Origin of the sequence: uncultured Xanthomarina sp., from assembly GCF_963971605.1 — a bacterium.
GTDB classification, from domain to species: domain Bacteria; phylum Bacteroidota; class Bacteroidia; order Flavobacteriales; family Flavobacteriaceae; genus Xanthomarina; species Xanthomarina gelatinilytica.
On sequence record NZ_CAXATZ010000002.1, the window covers coordinates 37,496 to 53,510 of the forward strand.

The following is a 16,015-nucleotide window of genomic DNA, read 5'->3' on the forward strand; positions in this document are numbered from 1 at the left end:
GCATGTATTTAGTTTAGTTTCCATAAATTTAATAAAAAAAAGGATTGTTTTTTAATTTAAACAAAAATTTAACAATCCTTTTTAGTGTTAAAATCTGTTATCTCCATCCAACAAATCCCCTAAACCTCCAAGGATACTGCCTTCGCCTTTATCTTTTCCTCCTCCTTTAGGAGCAGATGCCAACACACGTCCTGCCAATCTGCTAAATGGCAACGATTGTATATAAACAGTCCCAGGACCTTGAAGTTTGGCAAAGAACAATCCTTCTCCTCCAAACACCGTGTTTCTAATACCTCCAACAAACTCTATATCGTAATCCACATTTTGGGTAAATCCAATAATACAACCAGTATCTACACGCAATACTTCGCCAGCTTTGAGCTCTTTTCTAACCATAGTGCCTCCAGCATGAACAAAAGCTTTGCCATTTCCTTCCAGTTTTTGCATGATAAAACCTTCGCCACCAAATAAACCTCTCCCTAATCTTTTACTAAATTCTATACCAATACTAACTCCTTTAGCAGCGCACAAAAAAGCATCTTTCTGGCAAATAAATTTACCATTGAAAGCTGTTAAATCGATAGGAATTATTTTACCAGGATAAGGAGATGCAAAGCTCACCTTGCGTTTGCCGTTTAGGTTGTTGTAAAAAGCGGTCATAAAAAGGCTTTCTCCTGTTAAGATTCGTTTTCCAGCTCCTAAAATGGAATCTAAAAAACCTTTGTTTTTTGATGAACCATCACCAAAAATAGTTTCCATTTTAATGCCATCGTCCATCATCATAAAACTACCTGCTTCGGCCACAACGCCTTCTTGTGGATCCAGTTCTATTTCCACAAACTGCATCTCTTCGCCATAAATTTGATAATCTATTTCATGTGCTTCCATGTTATATGTTCTTATTTATGTGTTAATAAATTGTCTAAAATATTAGTTGGCAACTTTAATGCTTTGTTACACATTTTTCAAAAATTTAAGCAAGATTTACTGAAAACCATATTCTAACATCTATCTATGACTTTAATTTAAGCGTCCATTCAAATTCAAAACTGGACACTTCCACACCTTCTGCATTAGTTCCTTTTGCATGCATCCAAAGGGTTTGTCCCTCACCTGATACAATAGCTTTTTGAATTGTTTTTTCAACTTCCAATCCTTCTTTACAAACAAACGTAATTCTACCTGTTGCTTTTTTAACAAATGTGGCATTGTTTTTTGCCACCAACATGGAAATGTTTTTTCCAGAGGCTTTTATTTGCTGCATGACCAAAGCGCCTGTAGTTAGTTCGGCTGCCATACCTTGTACAGCCCAAAACATGGAATGAAATGGGTTTTGGTTAATCCATCGATGTTTTACTGTAACAACGCATGTCTCTTTATCAATATGTTTTGTCCGAACGCCTGTAAAATAAGCAGCTGGAAGCTTGAACATTAAAAAAGCATTGAGTTTTTTTGGGGTGATGATCATATGGTTTTTTTTTGTTTTTTGAAATACTATCAGAATGATATACAACAGACAGCATTACTGTGTTTATTCTTTGTTGGTTTTTTCCACTATAAAAGAAGGTGGGTATTCTGTAGTAAATAATCCATTCCAACTGCTAGCAAACATAATCTTTGTTCCATCCCTATTTGGGACTGCTTGTGGTTGCTGTTGGTATGCGTCATGGTAAGTTGCATGATGCAAACCAAATCTTTCCACAGTGTTGCTTGAATCCAGTTTAATGGCAAATAATTCTTTTTTCCCTATGGTTTCGCAACAGCCTTCACTAACATAAGCCCAACCAGGTCTGTTAATGTTTCGACAACTAATATGACCATTCCACACACCATTGTCTGGCGTATAATTAAAAAGAGGCGTTGTTAGTCCATCAGACAGTCTAACCATTTTCATAAAATAACCGTTTGGTCTGGTGGTTTCATCTCCAAAAGCCACATAGACTTCCTGTCCATCTGCATCTATTCCCAAATCGGAGTGAGTGGTATAATTGTTTAAATGTCTTTTGTTTGTTAAATCAATATCATAAGCCTTTAATCCTTGGGTTGGTAAATCGCCATCTTCCCCAAAAGTAATTACCGCATAATTTCCAAGAGGACTTACAGAAAACCAAGCCAAATCCACATTTCCAATAGGATCGGTTCCAACAATATGATTGTTTTTAATATCATAAACAATAAGGGTCAAATCAGATTCATTTTTACCTACAAGTCCTATATACCTATCGTCATAAGACATATTTCCTTTGTTAAAACCGTAACTTATTTCTTCAAAATCTTTAAAAACGTGAATGGTTTGAATGGTATTGATTCTAACATCATAAGAAACCAATTTATTCTTATAGGTACCATACATAATATTGGGATTGGTGTTTGCCCAGGTTGCGGAAGCTGGAATATCTGCCCATTTAACAAACTTATAAGTTTTGCCATCCAAGATGGCAGCAGGATATCCCGAAAGTTTAATATATGACCCATCACTATTCCAAGGGGAATCTACACTGTAATGATGACGCAATTGCTTATTATCTTTACCAAAAACCGTAGCGTCGCTTATTCTGGTGACTTGCAGACCAAATCCATTGGTAAAAGGCACCAAATACTCTGGAGTTTCACTTGGAGGCTCATAAGCGTTCCATGTGGCAACCATGATGTTTTCTTCTTTTGGATAGGATTGCGACATGCAACTGGAACAGAACAAAAACAAGATGTAAACCACTTTGCCCACAAAGACTTTACTTATAAATTGAAACGTTTTAAACATGCCCTAATTTATTAAAAATAACGAAACAAAAATTTGTTAATTTTTTGTTAAATTTTAGTACTTTGTATTGCATAATACCTTTTTTAAGATATATATTTGCATAAGAAACTATTATATACTTTTAAAATGATAGACAAAAACCAGAAAAATATTGCCACTTTCATCCATCTTTCAACCTTTTCCAGGTTCTTTTTCCCTTTGGGAAATTTTATTGGACCAATTGTGTTATGGGTTGCCAACAAGGACAAGTCGGATTTTATAGATGCGCATGGCAAACAGGCTTTAAATTTTCAAATAAGCATTTTGTTATATGCCATTGTTTTAGGCATGATAACCATTCCGTTTTTTATTTTTAATCTTTTGGATGGATTTCAATTTATAAATATGGATGCCTTTAACAGTATTCATATTAGCTTAACAAAACCCTCTCCTCTACTTTATATCTCTGGCGGATTGGGTTTTGTTGCAGTCGTGGGTTTTATCCTGGAATTGGTATTTATAGTTAAAGCTAGTTTGGCTGCCAAAGAAGGATTGTACTATCATTATCCACTTACAATCAATTTTATAAAATAAATCATCAATTCTCCCATGTCAAAAAGGCGTTGGAGAAGCAATCACAAATCAAAAAATGAACAGTTTAAAAACAATTAAAAAACGCTTTAGAATATGAAGATTGAAAACACAAAGGCTCAAATGCGAAAAGGCGTACTGGAATACTGCATTTTATCAGTCCTAAAAGATGAGGACGCATACGTTGCAGAAATCTTGGACACTTTAAAAGACGCCAAACTGTTAGTAGTAGAAGGCACCATCTATCCCTTACTAACGCGCCTTAAAAATGCTGGACTTCTCAATTACAGATGGGAAGAGTCCACCTCTGGACCACCAAGAAAATATTATGGTCTTACCGAAACAGGAAAGCTGTTTCTTAATGAATTAAACACGACTTGGAGTGAATTACAAAATGCAGTTAATATAGTAACCAGACAAAAAAACAAAAAAAATGAATAAAACAGTCAACATAAATTTAGCAGGTATATTTTTTCATATAGATGAAGATGCATACTTAAAATTACAACGCTATCTTGAGGCTATAAAACGTTCATTTACAGACTCTCAAGGACGCTCTGAAATAATCGCTGATATAGAAGCAAGAATTGCCGAACTTTTTAGTGAACGTGTAAAACACGAAAAACAAGTTATTAGCAACAAAGAAGTAGATGAAGTGATAGCCATTATGGGACAACCTGAAGACTATCTGGTAGATGATGAAATCTTTGAAGACGAACCCAAAACCTATACCAGCAGGCCATCTGGTCGTTCCAAAAAGTTATTTAGAGACACAGACAACTCCTATATTGGTGGTGTGGCTTCCGGTCTTGGACACTATTTAGGTATTGATGCTCTTTGGGTACGTTTACTTTGGATTTTGCTTGCCATAGGCTCTGGTGGTACCTTTATCTTTATTTACATACTTTTCTGGATTTTAGTACCTGAAGCTGTAACAACAGCCGATAAGCTAACCATGACAGGAGAGCCTGTGAACATTAGCAACATTGAAAAAAAAATTAAAGACGGATTTGAAAATGTTACCCAAACCGTTTCGGATACCGTAAAAAACATTGATGTATCCAAACAAAGCAACAAGATAAAATCCAGTTCAAAATCGTTTTTCGATGCCATAGGAGACATTGTGATGTTTTTCCTGAATATTTTTGCAAAATTCATAGGAATTATCTTGATTCTTGTAGGTGCCTCTACATTAATAGGGTTGATTATAGGCTTTCTTACAGTAGGTGTCACAGATATAATCAATGTTCCTGGTTTCGACTTTATAGATGCTGCCAATGCTGCAAACACACCTGTTTGGCTAATATCATTACTGCTGTTCTTTGCCATAGGAATTCCATTCTTTTTTGTTTTCTATTTGGGATTGAAAATATTGGTGAACAACTTAAAATCCATTGGAAACATTGCAAAATTCTCTTTGTTGGGAATTTGGTTCCTGGCAATTATAAGTTTGATTGTTATTGGTGTAAAACAAGCAAGTGAACACGCTTTTGATGCAAGCGTCACAGAGAAAACCACATTAAATATAACAGCGAATGATACTTTAAAGGTGAAAATGTATGGCAATGATGCTTATAAGAAAAGCATATACAGAAACAATGGTTTTAAATTGGTTTATAATGAAGATGACGAAAAAATTATTTTTTCTTCAGACATTAGGCTCATTGTAAGATCCACAAAAGATAGTTTAGCAACCATTCACGTTGAAAAAAATGCTGAAGGAAGTAGTTACCAACAAGCCAAAGAGCGAGCAAAAAACATCCATTACAACTATTCATTACAGGATAATGAGTTAAAGCTTGATGCCTATTTAACAACCGAATACCAAAATAAATTTAGCGATCAGCAAGTAGAAATTATTTTGTATCTACCAGAGGGCATGACTTTAATTGCTGATGAAAACACTTATAGTTTCCATAGAAATTCCAGTCATTACAACGATATTCTTGATAATGGTATGGAAGGTTATTACCTTAAAATAATGAACGATGGCATTATGTGCGAAGATTGCCCAGAGGATTTTAATATTGATGTAGATGTCAATAACAGCAACTCAAGGGTTAAAATCAACGAAAATGGCATAGACATAAAATCCAACGATTCCAGCCTGGAAATTAACCAAACAGGTGTGAAAGCTGAAAGTGAAAGTGTAAGGGTTGATATAGACGAAAACGGTATTAACATTACATCAGATGGAAATTAATCAATTCATCTATAAAAAATTACAGTTCAGAATATATTTCTTTAATATCCTGTTTTTAAAATGAATCTTTGAAAGCAACAAATATCAAAACCAATCACAGCTCCTTAGAGTGCACAAGCTTTGGGGAGCAAATCAAAAAACGAACAATTATGAGCACACTAACAAAAATTTTGGTATCCGTTATTCTAGCCATCTTAATGATGTCTTGCAATTTCGACGGAAATTTTGGGCTTGGGGTTAATGGGAATGGACAAGTAATTACTACAGAAAGACCTATACATGGTTCTTTTAGTAAGATAAAAGTAAGTCGTGGCCTGAATGTATATTTAACCCAAGGTGAGGTAGAAAGATTAACCGTTGAGGCAGACGAAAATCTTCATGAAATTATAACCACAACTGTAGAGAACGATGTGCTTTATATTTCTACCAGTGAGAATATTGGAAAAGCATCGTCAAAAAAAGTATTGCTACATTTTAAAAATCTAACAGCAATAGAAGCCACAAGTGGTAGCGATTTGTTTTCAACAAATACTATTAAAACTTCACGTTTAGCTCTAGAAACCAGCAGTGGAAGTGATATGGAAATACAGGTAGAAGCAGAATCCATTACTTGTCATTCTACAAGTGGAAGCGATTTAAAAATTTCTGGAAAAACCATGAAATTTGTTGCAGATGCTTCCAGTGGCAGCTCCATAGAGACAGACAACCTAGAGTCTCTAAACGCTCAGGTAAAAGCTTCTAGTGGTGCCGAAATTAACGTAAACACCTTAAAAAAACTTACAGCAAAAGCTTCAAGTGGCGGCAACATCCATTATGTTGGAACACCTGAAAGCATAGAAAAAAATGATGGCGTTTCTGGTTCCATAAAAAGAAATTAATAAATACCAAACCAATCAAAAAACAAAACCATGTCATATAGGATTGGGATGGTTTTTTATTTGATGTTATTGGAATTAAACAGTTTCAATTATTATTTCCATAAAATTTCAATAAAAAAATCCGAAACAGGTATGTTTCGGATTTTTTACTTAATAGCATTCATTTAATTAGCTATGTTTGGAGATAAGCATATTAAATAGTTAAGTTTATTTCTCCTGAATAAGTAAATCAAAATTAATATTTATTATTTCAGAAACGACAATTAATCCCAATGCTTTCTTTGGTGCTTCAAGATTAAAATCGCAAATATTCAAACTTAAAGATCCTGAAACATTCAATATGCTGTCTCCTTCTATTTTTACAGGAATAACATATAGTTTTGATTCACCTGCAATAAAAATTTCTATAAGTGCATGAACAACATTAGTTACTTTTGTATCTTTTTGAATTTCTTTTAGCTCTAAAACAATTTGAGGATATTCATCAGATTTTAATAAATTTACAAAATCTTTGTTTATAGCTGAACTTCCACAATCAAAACAAGAATTATCCAACACCAATAAGGCTTTTTCAAAAACAAATTTCTCTTCTTTTTGAACATAAGATACTGGAATTGGGTTTTTAATCTCCTCGATATTGAAATGACATTTAAACTTACTAACATTAGTAGTTCCTTTAATGACCAACTGGCTTTTAGGAGATATTATTATTGATGTATTGTTAATACCTATAGTAAATGCTAGACTTAAAAAAATTATAATTAAAAAAATAATCTTTCTCATTTTCTTATAATTTAACATGCACTTCATTTAAATGGAAGATACAGAAGTTAACAATAAAAACAAACCCCATTTAATTGTAATTTCCTGGGGTTTGTTTGACTATTAACACTATTTCAAATATTATATATAATTAAAAACTAATAGCTGCTTCAAGTACAAAGCCATTGAATTTACCGTCCTCTAGAATATTTCCTGCAGAGGTGTAATATGATGTATCATTAGGTGATACTGGAGTTGATTCTTGATAGTTGTTATAGTTTTGAACCATATATTCAGCTTTCATAAGAATATTTTTGGTCAAGAACCAACCTGCAGACAATTGAAATCTATCTATATCAACTTTTGTATAATCGTCTGGATTCCAATCATGAGCATTATTATCTTCTGAACTTACTTTATTATATCTGGCACCTACATAGAAATTCTCAGTTTGGCCAAATCTGTAGACTAATTCTCCTGCAAATTGAGTTACTTTTCTTTCATCAGCTGGTTCGCCAACACCATTATATTCATTATCAGCTTTACCACTTGCTGTTTCAATAGTTCCAAAGAACTCTAATCCTTTGTACTTAACAAATGGGTTAAACATTACTGCTGTAATTTTATTTCTTAAGTTTGGATTATATCTTCCTGATCTAAAATCATCACTTGCTCCATTAGCTACCATAACTCCATAATAACGAGAACCTGCTCTGTCTGCATTATACAAATATGAACTTGGCACATACCCAGTATTGTATAATGACCCTGTCAATCTTACTCTTAAATCACTATTTATTTGTTTGTCATAACCAAACTTTGCTAAAAAAGAAGCGCCACCACTTTTACCTTCATTTACAACATTTCCTTCACTATCATACTCTACATTACCATTTTTAACATTTTGGTTTAACTTACCATTAGCCATACCTAACATCCCTATAAAACCATTTCTTTGATAATACAGCTCAGCACCTACTTCAGTAGTGAATGCATCCATTATTAAGTTTCCTACAAATGGGTTGTAAATAGCCTGCGCGTTATCACTTCTTCTAAAGTGAGCATCACCATAGTTATTTTCCATATGACCAATTTTAATAGTAGTATATTTCATAACATTGTCCAATAATCCTTCAGAAATGAAGTCTAAATTGTCAATTTGAAAATAACCACCTTTTACATAAGGTTCAGGGTGGTGACGAGAAGACAAGTAAGTTCTCAAGTGCATTCTCACCCCTTTAGCTAGCGCTACATCCAAATCTAAGTTTGCTGTAGCCAAGTTAAAGTTAGGACTTATAGGTTGTAATAAATTAGGATGACTAAATGTATTACCACCATCAGTAGAAACACGTGGATTTGAATTTTCATGATCCAAGGCTTGGAATTGCAGTGTAGATTGACCTCCAATTCTCACTTTTACTTTTTCAAATGTTGAAATTGTGTCTTTAGGACTCTCAAAAACATTTATACCGTTTTTATCTGGCTCCCTGTAGTTGTCTAAACTTCTGTTGTTTTTCTGTGCATATAGAGTTGTTCCCATAAATATTATTGAAACAATAAATGCTGTTTTTAATAGTGATTTCATTGTATTGGTTTTTATTATTAGTTAAAATTTTATTTTTTAAATTTAGTCTTGAATTTTATTGTTATTTCATCTCCAGTTGTAATGGAACCAAAAAGTGCTGTTGGTGGTTCAACATTAAAATCTGTCATCTTTATAGACTTTTCACCTACTATATGAATGGTATTGCTGTTGATATCAAGATTAAAATCTATTGACACATTTTTTGTGACACCAGATATAGTTAAATTCCCTAAAGCTTTTACTTTGTATTTTTGATCTCCTAAGCGAGTAGAGCTTTTTATTTCAGTTAATGAAAAAGTTATATTTTTATACTTGTCCGTTTTTAAAGCTTTATAGGTATTTTTATCCATACCTCCTTTTCCGCTTTTAAGGCTTTCTGCTGGAATTACTATTTTAAGTTTATTTATTTCAAGTTCATTGGAATAAATTAAATCAATAACTCCGCTTTGTTCGTTTGCATTAATTTCCCAATCGTGCACATTTGAAGTACCATAGACTTTAAGTTCAGAGTCTGAATTACTTAAATTATACTCTTGGGATTGTACAACACTGAATGAAGAAAAAAATAAAATAGCGAAGAAAAAAATGCCTTTAGATATGTGTTTTGTGAGTTTCATAAAATTTAGTTTTTTATTATGAAGCAAATATCGAAACAATCTTCAACCTATTTTATGACAAATATCATGACAAAGAAACAATTAAACCAAAACGCTGATTAACAGAAAATTAAATATTAAAATTTAACTTTATTACATAAAAAAACCGAAACATTTGTCTCGGTTATCTTGTTCTATAGTAATTACTATTTAGTTATAAGTGGAAGTAGAAATTTCAAATTCAGAATCTTTAGCTGCCAACCATCGTTCTGCATCCAGTGCTGCCATACACCCTGTTCCTGCTGCTGTAATGGCCTGTCTGTACACATGGTCTGCAGCATCTCCAGACACAAACACACCTTCTACATTGGTTTTTGATGTTCCAGGCACATTTATAATATAGCCTGTTTCATCTAAATTTAAAAAGTCTTTAAAAATATCTGTATTTGGTTTATGACCAATTGCCACAAAAAATCCTGTAGCTGGAATCTCGTGTTTTTCGTTGGTTTTGTTGTTAAACACACGAACACCTGTTACCACTTGTCCATCTCCTAAAACTTCTTCGGTTTCCGTATTGTACAAAATTTCAATATTAGGCGTTTTTTTTACTCTTTCAGCCATAATTTTAGAGGCTCTAAACTCGTCACGTCTAACCAACATGGTTACTTTTTTACAAAGTTTGGACAAGTAATGAGCTTCTTCGCAAGCAGAATCTCCTGCTCCAACAATTACAACTTCTTGATTTCTGTAAAAGAACCCATCGCAAACTGCACAAGCAGAAACACCTCCACCAAGTTTTAAATATTTCTGTTCAGAATCCAAACCTAAATACTTTGCTGAAGCTCCAGTTGAAATTATAACTGTATCGCAATGTATTTCCTTGGTGTCGTTTACCCATACTTTATGGATATCACCAGAGAAATCCACTTTGGTAACCCAACCATCACGTACATCTGTCTCAAAACGTTCAGCTTGTTTTTGTAATTCAATCATCATTTCAGGTCCTGTAATACCATCTGGGTAACCAGGGAAATTTTCAACTTCATTGGTTGTTGTCAATTGGCCTCCTGGTTGTGTTCCCTGGTACAAAACCGGTTTCATGTTCGCTCTGGCAGCATAAATGGCAGCAGTGTAACCTGCAGGTCCAGATCCTATAATTAAGCATTTAACTCTCTCTATTGTATCAGACATAATGACTTGTAATTAATTTTTAGCAAAAGTAGAATTTTTATAAGAAACCTTTCAGTAAACTTATTAAAAGTTGTTATTAACATATAAGCTAATATTATATATGCATAATATCAATCTTATTCTTTTGCTTTAAAAATTCTATCATTTTTTTAACTCTTTTTAAATGAATTAAGATTATATTTTTTTCAGTTAGCAGAAACGCTTGATAACAAGTAGATTTACTTTATAAAATATACGATCATGGGAACCATAGCAACAGACAAAAAGAAATTAATACTGTATTATCATCCGGAAACATCCATTGGAAAACAAGCATACGCTTTTGCGTTTGCTTCCAATAAAAAAATATTGGCCATAGACATTTCCAAAACAAAAATTACCGGAACACAATGGTTGGAAATTTCAGAAAATTTAAACACTATTTTATCCAAATTGGTAAACCAAGAACATCCTGAGTTTACCAATAATTACGATTCTGGACTTTCACTGGACAAAGACGATTGGATAAAAGTGCTCCAAAAACACCCGGAAACCTTGCGTTGTCCCATTTTGGTTGATGGCAAAAATTACCATTTAATTGAAACGCCTTCTAAAGTTTCCAAGCTTATTGAAAAGGAAGAAACAGCTGAGGATCCACGTTCCTAAGAATAGGAGCCTTAAATATCCTTATTGGATAAATCGTTCTCTTTTGGAATGTTTTTAAAAAATTCGTCAATGTCAGTATCGCTATTGGCTCCATAATTGGCTGTAACCATTCCTTTCAAGCCATCGTCTGTTTTAATAACATATAAAATGGACATATCTGATGGATTGCTCAAACCTTCAAATCTATGTTCACGTTCTATAGTGATCTGTTTGGGTTGATACTTTTTTTTGGTTTCAAGCTCCATCAGTAAGCCACCTTCACATTTAAAATTACTTGAGTAGCCTTTTTCTTGATATTTTTTTATTAGGTCTAATTCGTTTCTTTCTTGCATGATTTTAATGTTTTTTAAATTAAAAAAGGCAGATATGCGTATTGAAGTGTGCCTATCTGCCTTTAACTACAAACCAACTAACTAATCTAAATAAGTGTTTAATTTATTGTCAAACATCGTTAACAGTCGTAAATTCCATTTCAGTCTCTCAACTGTAGTTTTTACCTGCTTCTGCAACGTCTTCAATAGTGTTTAATTTATTCATATTTACCATTTGGATAATCCAAATTAGTTGTTTAAATACTTATCGTTTTTTTGTGTTAAGGAACTTAATGATCCTCTAGGACTTTCTTCGTCCCATGATTAAAGAAACAATAAATAAAACTATAAATATGAAAAATAAGATTTTAGCAATTCCAGCTGCTGCTCCAGCAATACCACCAAATCCTAATATTCCTGCAATAATTGCAATGATAATAAATGTGATTGTCCAACGTAACATAATGTGTGTTTTTATGGTTAATAAACAGAAACCTGACTATCAAATTTCTATATTATAAAAGTCGTTATTTATTTTAACTGGTGTTTGCTGTATCAAGATATTGTTTAACTCAAAAAAAAATGGATAAGCAAATCCCTTTATGGTAAAACAAGAAGAGACCTCAACATTTTTTGAGGTCTCGTGTAACCAATAAATTACTGGTTGTGAATTTTTATTTTAAATCTTCCAAACGCTTAATGGTGTTAAGCTCTTGTGTAATGGTGTTTTTTTGTTTCAACACCAGGTCTCTGGTTGTTGGAGGTAAACCGGTTTCGTTAAGCACATTGTTATATTCTTCCACAGATGCTTTTTCTCCTCTAATGGCCTCTTCCAACATGGATTCTTCGTTATCTGCCGAGAAAACAGCCTTTACATCCATCCAGGTTCTGTGAGCTGCTCCTGTGGCACTTCCTCCTTTTTTAGGGGTTTCTCCAAAATTTTGGATTTCCGATTTTAATTCATGTCCAAAATTGTAACGTTCTGCAGCCTTACGGTTAAAAAAGTTTTTTAAAGCAGTGTTTTGTGTGTGTTCTGCAGCTTTTTTGTAACCTTTTTCGGCATCGTAATTTTTTTCCAACAAATCGTTTAATTTGTTTCCAACTTCTTCTGTGTATGATTTCATAATATTAAGTATTAAATTCTTGAGCAATTTCTTTAAAGATGCTTGCTGTTTGACATCTATAAGCTTTTAAAGCATCATGTTCTATTCTTTAATATATAGAGGCAGAAAGCAACATGTATGTATCTGAAAAAAACAAAAATTTACGCCATTCCATACTTTATTGAATGTTCTGTAATGGTTTTTACAAATGTGATTTCATATATTTTTGATACTCTGTAGCCAAGGTGGATTTTTTAGTTTCAGAAAAAATTTTTCCTGCCATTTGAAAAAATGCATGTTCCTCATCTTCCAAATGATGTTCCACTTTATCTTTTAAATCTTTTGCTATTTTCAACCAAGCAGAAGAATCGTAATCTGTTTCCTCCAATTGCTCTATTAGTTCGTCTATTTCGTGATGTTCTGCAATACCATGTCTGGCATGGTCCTGCATCATATCGCTACTTATCAATGGTTTGTAAAAATGGCGCTCTTCGGCATCTGCATGTACCTGAAGCTGTTTTTTAACAGCTTTAAAAAGGGCATCCCTTTTATTGGAATCTCCAGATGTTTCTACCAATTTACTCAATAGATCGCGTTGCTTGTCGTGATCTTCCCTTATGGCTTCAAAAATGTTCATTATTGGTGTTTTTTTTTAGGTTAGACTTTTACTGATGGTTATGGGATGATGGTTTGATGGAATCATCAAAAAATAGGCATCAGCGTTTAGTGAAAAGTTTTCTTAAAAGCACAAACACGCCATATTTACCGGCTCCTTTAATTATAGGTTCCACCCAATTAAAGGGTCTAAAATCTTCTTTAAACTCTGTTTTTATTAATTTCAATTCTTCCCAGGCAACCTTACGTTCTAAATCAAAACGTCTTAAGTCGGTTTCAATCTGTTCAAAATTGGTATATAATGGTTTCATAATATGCTTTACTGTTTATGGTTTGTGTTAAGAGAAAAATTTCGCACCTATTTTTTTTATTACAATGGCATTGATAAAGGCTCTTTTTAAATATATAACAAGACCTATCAATAAAAACAAAAGTCCTACTATAAGATATCCTAAAAGCAGGTTTTCTAGAGCATTGCCTATGGCCATTGCTGTTGCAACAGCACAAAAAATAAGTCCGAGAAATACAAACAAGCTTATGGCTGTTAACTTAGCAACCATACTAACCGACAAGGTTAATTGCTGGAATGCTTTTAACTTAAGATATTGGTGAGATGCTTTAAAATAAGCCTCACCAATATCTGTAGCTTTATCTGTGGTTTCTCCTAAAGATTGGAAAACATTCATGGTTTATGATGCTTTTTGATATTTTTTATTTTTTGCTTTCAATTCTTTAAGTTTGGCTTCCAAAGTAGAGATTACATCTTCAGCTTTGTAACTAGCATCAGACACGATACTTTCCACCTTGTTTTCCAAAGTGTTTTTTTCAGAACTTACGGTATCTGCAATTTTTTCCCTTAAATCAGCCGCCGAAGAAGCCAATCTGTCTTTTTGCAACTGCGCTTGGTCTGCAATACGTTGTCTGGTAACACTTCCTTTGTCTGGAGCAAATAAGATTCCCAAAACAGCTCCTGCTGCAGCTCCTACTAAAACTCCTAATCCTGTACTTCCGTTATTTGTCATGATATTGTATATTTTTATGTTAAACTTTTTTGTTATACTTCAAATTTCAGAAAAAACAAGCAGCTCCATTAACGCTAAAAATTAAAATGTTGACCTAAACCAAAATATGTGAAAGAGTTAATAGTTTTACTGAATAGGTTACTTGAAAAACCATTTAAGAACTATCTTACATTCACATTAAAAAAATAAAAAAACAAGATTATGCCTTCTAAAATTGAAACCATAAATCCTTATAATGGGAATCGCATTAAAAATTATCAAGAGTTTACCAAATCGAAACTAGAGGCTTGTTTGGAACTTTCAGAAAACACTTTTGAAACATGGAAACGGACAGACATTAAGGAACGTACCACTCTATTAAAGACACTTTCCAAAAACCTGCTTAAAAACAAACAAAAATTTGCCGAACTAATGACTGAGGAAATGGGCAAACCCATAAGCCAAAGTCTGGCAGAAATAGAGAAATGCAGTTTTTTAGTGGATTTTTACACTAAAAATGCTGATGATTTTTTAGCAGATGAACTTATAGAAACCGATGCCGAAGAAAGTTTTATCAGTTACGATCCGTTGGGTTGTATTTTAGGCATCATGCCTTGGAATTATCCTTTTTGGCAAGTATTGCGCTTTGCCATTCCTACCGTTACAGCAGGAAACACGATACTTTTAAAACACGCCAGCAATGTTACAGGTTGTGCTTTGGCCATCCAGGAAATATTTGAAGAAAGTGGTTTTCCAAAAGGCTGTTTCCAAACACTTATTGCAGATCATGAACAAATAGACCAGCTTATAGCAGACTCAAGAATTAAAGCTATATCCTTAACTGGCAGTGAAAAAGCTGGAAGGCATATTGCCGAAACAGCAGGAAAACACCTTAAAAAAACCGTTTTGGAACTTGGAGGCAATAATGCCTGTATTGTTCTTGCAGATGCAGATTTGGATGCGCATTTGGACACAATGGTACATGCCAGAATGCAAAATACAGGACAAAGTTGTATTGCTGCCAAACGCTTTATAGTTGTTGAAGACATTTACGGGGAATTCCTAGAGAAATTTAAAGCCAAAGTAAAGAAACTTAACATTGGTGATCCTGCTGATAAAAATACCGAATTGAGTGTTCTGGCCAGGGAAGATTTGGCTAAGACCTTAAAAAAGCAAGTTGACACATCCATAGGTCAAGGTGCAAAAGTGATTACAGGCAACAAAACAGATAAAGCCTATTTTGAGCCTACCATTCTTACAAATGTCAAACCAGGAATGCCTGTTTTTGATGAAGAAACCTTTGGACCTGTAGCTGCAATTATAAAGGTGAAAACAAAAGAAGATGCTTATAAAATGGCCTCTCATTCCAAATTTGGTCTGGGAACCATGGTTTTTACACAAAATATTGAAGATGCCAGAAAACAAATTATAGAGATTGCAGATGGTGCCTTCTTTATAAACGAACTGGTGAAATCGGATCCTAGATTGCCTTTTGGAGGCACCAAAGCTTCTGGTTTTGGAAGGGAACTTTCAAAAGAAGGTATCCATGAATTTGTAAACAGAAAAACAGTATTTATTAACCTTTAAAAAAATAACAAATGCCAATAATTAAAGACGAAGATTCAGACAGAAAAGATTATTTATTACAAGATGATAAAAAAACCAGGTTTGGTGCTAAATTTATCATAATAACCTTAATTTTATTAGCCATTGCAGTTGTAGCCTCTGGCTTATATTTTAAATGGTTTTAAGTTAACAACCAATTTCTTTAAAGAGCATTAAAAAAGCGCAACG

Annotated in this window: 21 protein-coding genes; 7 read left to right on the forward strand and 14 right to left on the reverse strand. The window is 33.5% G+C overall.

Translation table 11 applies throughout. The features are described from left to right. Positions 1-87 precede the first annotated feature (87 nt). The 3 genes from AACY93_RS01200 to AACY93_RS01210 form a co-directional block, all read right to left on the reverse strand. Positions 88-888 (reverse strand): TIGR00266 family protein, encoded by an 801-nt coding sequence (locus AACY93_RS01200; RefSeq protein WP_287006549.1) that lies wholly within the window; start codon positions 886-888, stop codon positions 88-90. 124 nt (positions 889-1,012) lie between these two features. Further along, entirely contained in the window at positions 1,013-1,468 is a 456-nt protein-coding gene (locus AACY93_RS01205; RefSeq protein ID WP_286853459.1) for a DUF4442 domain-containing protein, read from the reverse strand. 63 nt (positions 1,469-1,531) lie between these two features. Then, positions 1,532-2,761 (reverse strand): T9SS C-terminal target domain-containing protein, encoded by a 1,230-nt coding sequence (locus tag AACY93_RS01210; protein WP_286853458.1) that lies wholly within the window; start codon positions 2,759-2,761, stop codon positions 1,532-1,534. Positions 2,762-2,887: 126 nt separating this feature from the next. On the opposite strand from AACY93_RS01210, the gene AACY93_RS01215 reads away from it, so the two are divergent. From AACY93_RS01215 to AACY93_RS01230, 4 genes are all read left to right on the forward strand, one after another. After that, positions 2,888-3,334, forward strand: coding sequence for a DUF4870 domain-containing protein (locus AACY93_RS01215; RefSeq protein WP_007650394.1), 447 nt, complete (start codon positions 2,888-2,890; stop codon positions 3,332-3,334). Between the two features lie 93 nt (positions 3,335-3,427). Then, positions 3,428-3,772 (forward strand): PadR family transcriptional regulator, encoded by a 345-nt coding sequence (locus AACY93_RS01220; protein ID WP_007650393.1) that lies wholly within the window; start codon positions 3,428-3,430, stop codon positions 3,770-3,772. Then, positions 3,765-5,534, forward strand: a complete 1,770-nt coding sequence (locus AACY93_RS01225) for a PspC domain-containing protein (RefSeq protein ID WP_286853457.1) — start codon at positions 3,765-3,767, stop codon at positions 5,532-5,534. The genes AACY93_RS01220 and AACY93_RS01225 overlap by 8 nt, the downstream gene beginning before the upstream one ends. Positions 5,535-5,683: 149 nt before the next feature. Further along, positions 5,684-6,412 carry a head GIN domain-containing protein gene (locus tag AACY93_RS01230; RefSeq protein WP_286853456.1) on the forward strand — a complete coding sequence of 243 codons (729 nt, stop codon included), beginning with the start codon at positions 5,684-5,686 and terminating at the stop codon, positions 6,410-6,412. A 207-nt stretch (positions 6,413-6,619) separates the two neighbouring features. Here the strand turns inward: AACY93_RS01230 and AACY93_RS01235 are convergent, their stop codons facing one another. The 4 genes from AACY93_RS01235 to trxB all read right to left on the reverse strand — a co-directional run bounded on the left by AACY93_RS01235 (position 6,620) and on the right by trxB (position 10,546). Then, on the reverse strand, positions 6,620-7,195 hold the full coding sequence (locus AACY93_RS01235; protein ID WP_286853455.1) for a hypothetical protein: 576 nt from the start codon (positions 7,193-7,195) through the stop codon (positions 6,620-6,622). 130 nt (positions 7,196-7,325) lie between these two features. Further along, the gene (locus AACY93_RS01240) at positions 7,326-8,759 is read right to left on the reverse strand and encodes a hypothetical protein (RefSeq protein WP_286853454.1); all 1,434 of its coding nucleotides are present in this window, start codon (positions 8,757-8,759) and stop codon (positions 7,326-7,328) included. A gap of 29 nt (positions 8,760-8,788) precedes the next feature. Beyond that, the gene (locus AACY93_RS01245; RefSeq protein ID WP_286853453.1) at positions 8,789-9,376 is read right to left on the reverse strand and encodes a YceI family protein; all 588 of its coding nucleotides are present in this window, start codon (positions 9,374-9,376) and stop codon (positions 8,789-8,791) included. A 189-nt stretch (positions 9,377-9,565) separates the two neighbouring features. After that, positions 9,566-10,546, reverse strand: coding sequence for a thioredoxin-disulfide reductase (gene trxB / locus AACY93_RS01250; protein WP_286853452.1), 981 nt, complete (start codon positions 10,544-10,546; stop codon positions 9,566-9,568). A gap of 240 nt (positions 10,547-10,786) precedes the next feature. On the opposite strand from trxB, the gene AACY93_RS01255 reads away from it, so the two are divergent. Next, a complete protein-coding gene (locus tag AACY93_RS01255; protein ID WP_286853451.1) occupies positions 10,787-11,191 on the forward strand; it encodes a hypothetical protein in 405 nt (134 codons plus the stop codon). Between the two features lie 11 nt (positions 11,192-11,202). On the opposite strand, the gene AACY93_RS01260 is transcribed toward AACY93_RS01255, so the two are convergent. From AACY93_RS01260 to AACY93_RS01290, 7 genes are all read right to left on the reverse strand, one after another. Further along, the gene (locus AACY93_RS01260) at positions 11,203-11,523 is read right to left on the reverse strand and encodes a hypothetical protein (protein ID WP_007650385.1); all 321 of its coding nucleotides are present in this window, start codon (positions 11,521-11,523) and stop codon (positions 11,203-11,205) included. Positions 11,524-11,803: 280 nt separating this feature from the next. Further along, entirely contained in the window at positions 11,804-11,965 is a 162-nt protein-coding gene (locus tag AACY93_RS01265; RefSeq protein WP_007650383.1) for a DUF1328 family protein, read from the reverse strand. A gap of 211 nt (positions 11,966-12,176) precedes the next feature. Then, positions 12,177-12,626 carry a PA2169 family four-helix-bundle protein gene (locus AACY93_RS01270; protein ID WP_286853450.1) on the reverse strand — a complete coding sequence of 150 codons (450 nt, stop codon included), beginning with the start codon at positions 12,624-12,626 and terminating at the stop codon, positions 12,177-12,179. A gap of 181 nt (positions 12,627-12,807) precedes the next feature. Beyond that, positions 12,808-13,242 carry a hemerythrin domain-containing protein gene (locus AACY93_RS01275; protein WP_286853449.1) on the reverse strand — a complete coding sequence of 145 codons (435 nt, stop codon included), beginning with the start codon at positions 13,240-13,242 and terminating at the stop codon, positions 12,808-12,810. 79 nt (positions 13,243-13,321) lie between these two features. Further along, positions 13,322-13,531, reverse strand: coding sequence for a hypothetical protein (locus AACY93_RS01280; protein WP_286853448.1), 210 nt, complete (start codon positions 13,529-13,531; stop codon positions 13,322-13,324). A 27-nt stretch (positions 13,532-13,558) separates the two neighbouring features. Next, a complete protein-coding gene (locus AACY93_RS01285) occupies positions 13,559-13,906 on the reverse strand; it encodes a hypothetical protein (protein ID WP_007650378.1) in 348 nt (115 codons plus the stop codon). Positions 13,907-13,909: 3 nt separating this feature from the next. Continuing rightward, entirely contained in the window at positions 13,910-14,242 is a 333-nt protein-coding gene (locus AACY93_RS01290; protein ID WP_007650377.1) for a YtxH domain-containing protein, read from the reverse strand. Between the two features lie 201 nt (positions 14,243-14,443). Between AACY93_RS01290 and AACY93_RS01295 the strand changes: the two genes are divergently transcribed. Both AACY93_RS01295 and AACY93_RS01300 read left to right on the forward strand, forming a co-directional pair. After that, positions 14,444-15,808: an NAD-dependent succinate-semialdehyde dehydrogenase gene (locus AACY93_RS01295; protein WP_286853447.1), complete on the forward strand. Its 1,365-nt coding sequence runs from the start codon at positions 14,444-14,446 to the stop codon at positions 15,806-15,808. An 11-nt stretch (positions 15,809-15,819) separates the two neighbouring features. Next, positions 15,820-15,972, forward strand: a complete 153-nt coding sequence (locus AACY93_RS01300) for a hypothetical protein (protein ID WP_007650373.1) — start codon at positions 15,820-15,822, stop codon at positions 15,970-15,972. Positions 15,973-16,015 lie beyond the last annotated feature (43 nt).

Excerpts from the sequence above, each read along its gene's own strand:
- AACY93_RS01200 (WP_287006549.1), bottom strand. The coding sequence starts at position 888 with ATGGAAGCACATGAAATAGATTATCAAATTTATGGCGAAGAGATGCAG.
- AACY93_RS01205 (WP_286853459.1), bottom strand. The coding sequence starts at position 1,468 with ATGATCATCACCCCAAAAAAACTCAATGCTTTTTTAATGTTCAAGCTT.
- AACY93_RS01210 (WP_286853458.1), bottom strand. The coding sequence starts at position 2,761 with ATGTTTAAAACGTTTCAATTTATAAGTAAAGTCTTTGTGGGCAAAGTG.
- AACY93_RS01215 (WP_007650394.1), top strand. The coding sequence starts at position 2,888 with ATGATAGACAAAAACCAGAAAAATATTGCCACTTTCATCCATCTTTCA.
- AACY93_RS01220 (WP_007650393.1), top strand. The coding sequence starts at position 3,428 with ATGAAGATTGAAAACACAAAGGCTCAAATGCGAAAAGGCGTACTGGAA.
- AACY93_RS01225 (WP_286853457.1), top strand. The coding sequence starts at position 3,765 with ATGAATAAAACAGTCAACATAAATTTAGCAGGTATATTTTTTCATATA.
- AACY93_RS01230 (WP_286853456.1), top strand. The coding sequence starts at position 5,684 with ATGAGCACACTAACAAAAATTTTGGTATCCGTTATTCTAGCCATCTTA.
- AACY93_RS01235 (WP_286853455.1), bottom strand. The coding sequence starts at position 7,195 with ATGAGAAAGATTATTTTTTTAATTATAATTTTTTTAAGTCTAGCATTT.
- AACY93_RS01240 (WP_286853454.1), bottom strand. The coding sequence starts at position 8,759 with ATGAAATCACTATTAAAAACAGCATTTATTGTTTCAATAATATTTATG.
- AACY93_RS01245 (WP_286853453.1), bottom strand. The coding sequence starts at position 9,376 with ATGAAACTCACAAAACACATATCTAAAGGCATTTTTTTCTTCGCTATT.
- trxB (WP_286853452.1), bottom strand. The coding sequence starts at position 10,546 with ATGTCTGATACAATAGAGAGAGTTAAATGCTTAATTATAGGATCTGGA.
- AACY93_RS01255 (WP_286853451.1), top strand. The coding sequence starts at position 10,787 with ATGGGAACCATAGCAACAGACAAAAAGAAATTAATACTGTATTATCAT.
- AACY93_RS01260 (WP_007650385.1), bottom strand. The coding sequence starts at position 11,523 with ATGCAAGAAAGAAACGAATTAGACCTAATAAAAAAATATCAAGAAAAA.
- AACY93_RS01265 (WP_007650383.1), bottom strand. The coding sequence starts at position 11,965 with ATGTTACGTTGGACAATCACATTTATTATCATTGCAATTATTGCAGGA.
- AACY93_RS01270 (WP_286853450.1), bottom strand. The coding sequence starts at position 12,626 with ATGAAATCATACACAGAAGAAGTTGGAAACAAATTAAACGATTTGTTG.
- AACY93_RS01275 (WP_286853449.1), bottom strand. The coding sequence starts at position 13,242 with ATGAACATTTTTGAAGCCATAAGGGAAGATCACGACAAGCAACGCGAT.
- AACY93_RS01280 (WP_286853448.1), bottom strand. The coding sequence starts at position 13,531 with ATGAAACCATTATATACCAATTTTGAACAGATTGAAACCGACTTAAGA.
- AACY93_RS01285 (WP_007650378.1), bottom strand. The coding sequence starts at position 13,906 with ATGAATGTTTTCCAATCTTTAGGAGAAACCACAGATAAAGCTACAGAT.
- AACY93_RS01290 (WP_007650377.1), bottom strand. The coding sequence starts at position 14,242 with ATGACAAATAACGGAAGTACAGGATTAGGAGTTTTAGTAGGAGCTGCA.
- AACY93_RS01295 (WP_286853447.1), top strand. The coding sequence starts at position 14,444 with ATGCCTTCTAAAATTGAAACCATAAATCCTTATAATGGGAATCGCATT.
- AACY93_RS01300 (WP_007650373.1), top strand. The coding sequence starts at position 15,820 with ATGCCAATAATTAAAGACGAAGATTCAGACAGAAAAGATTATTTATTA.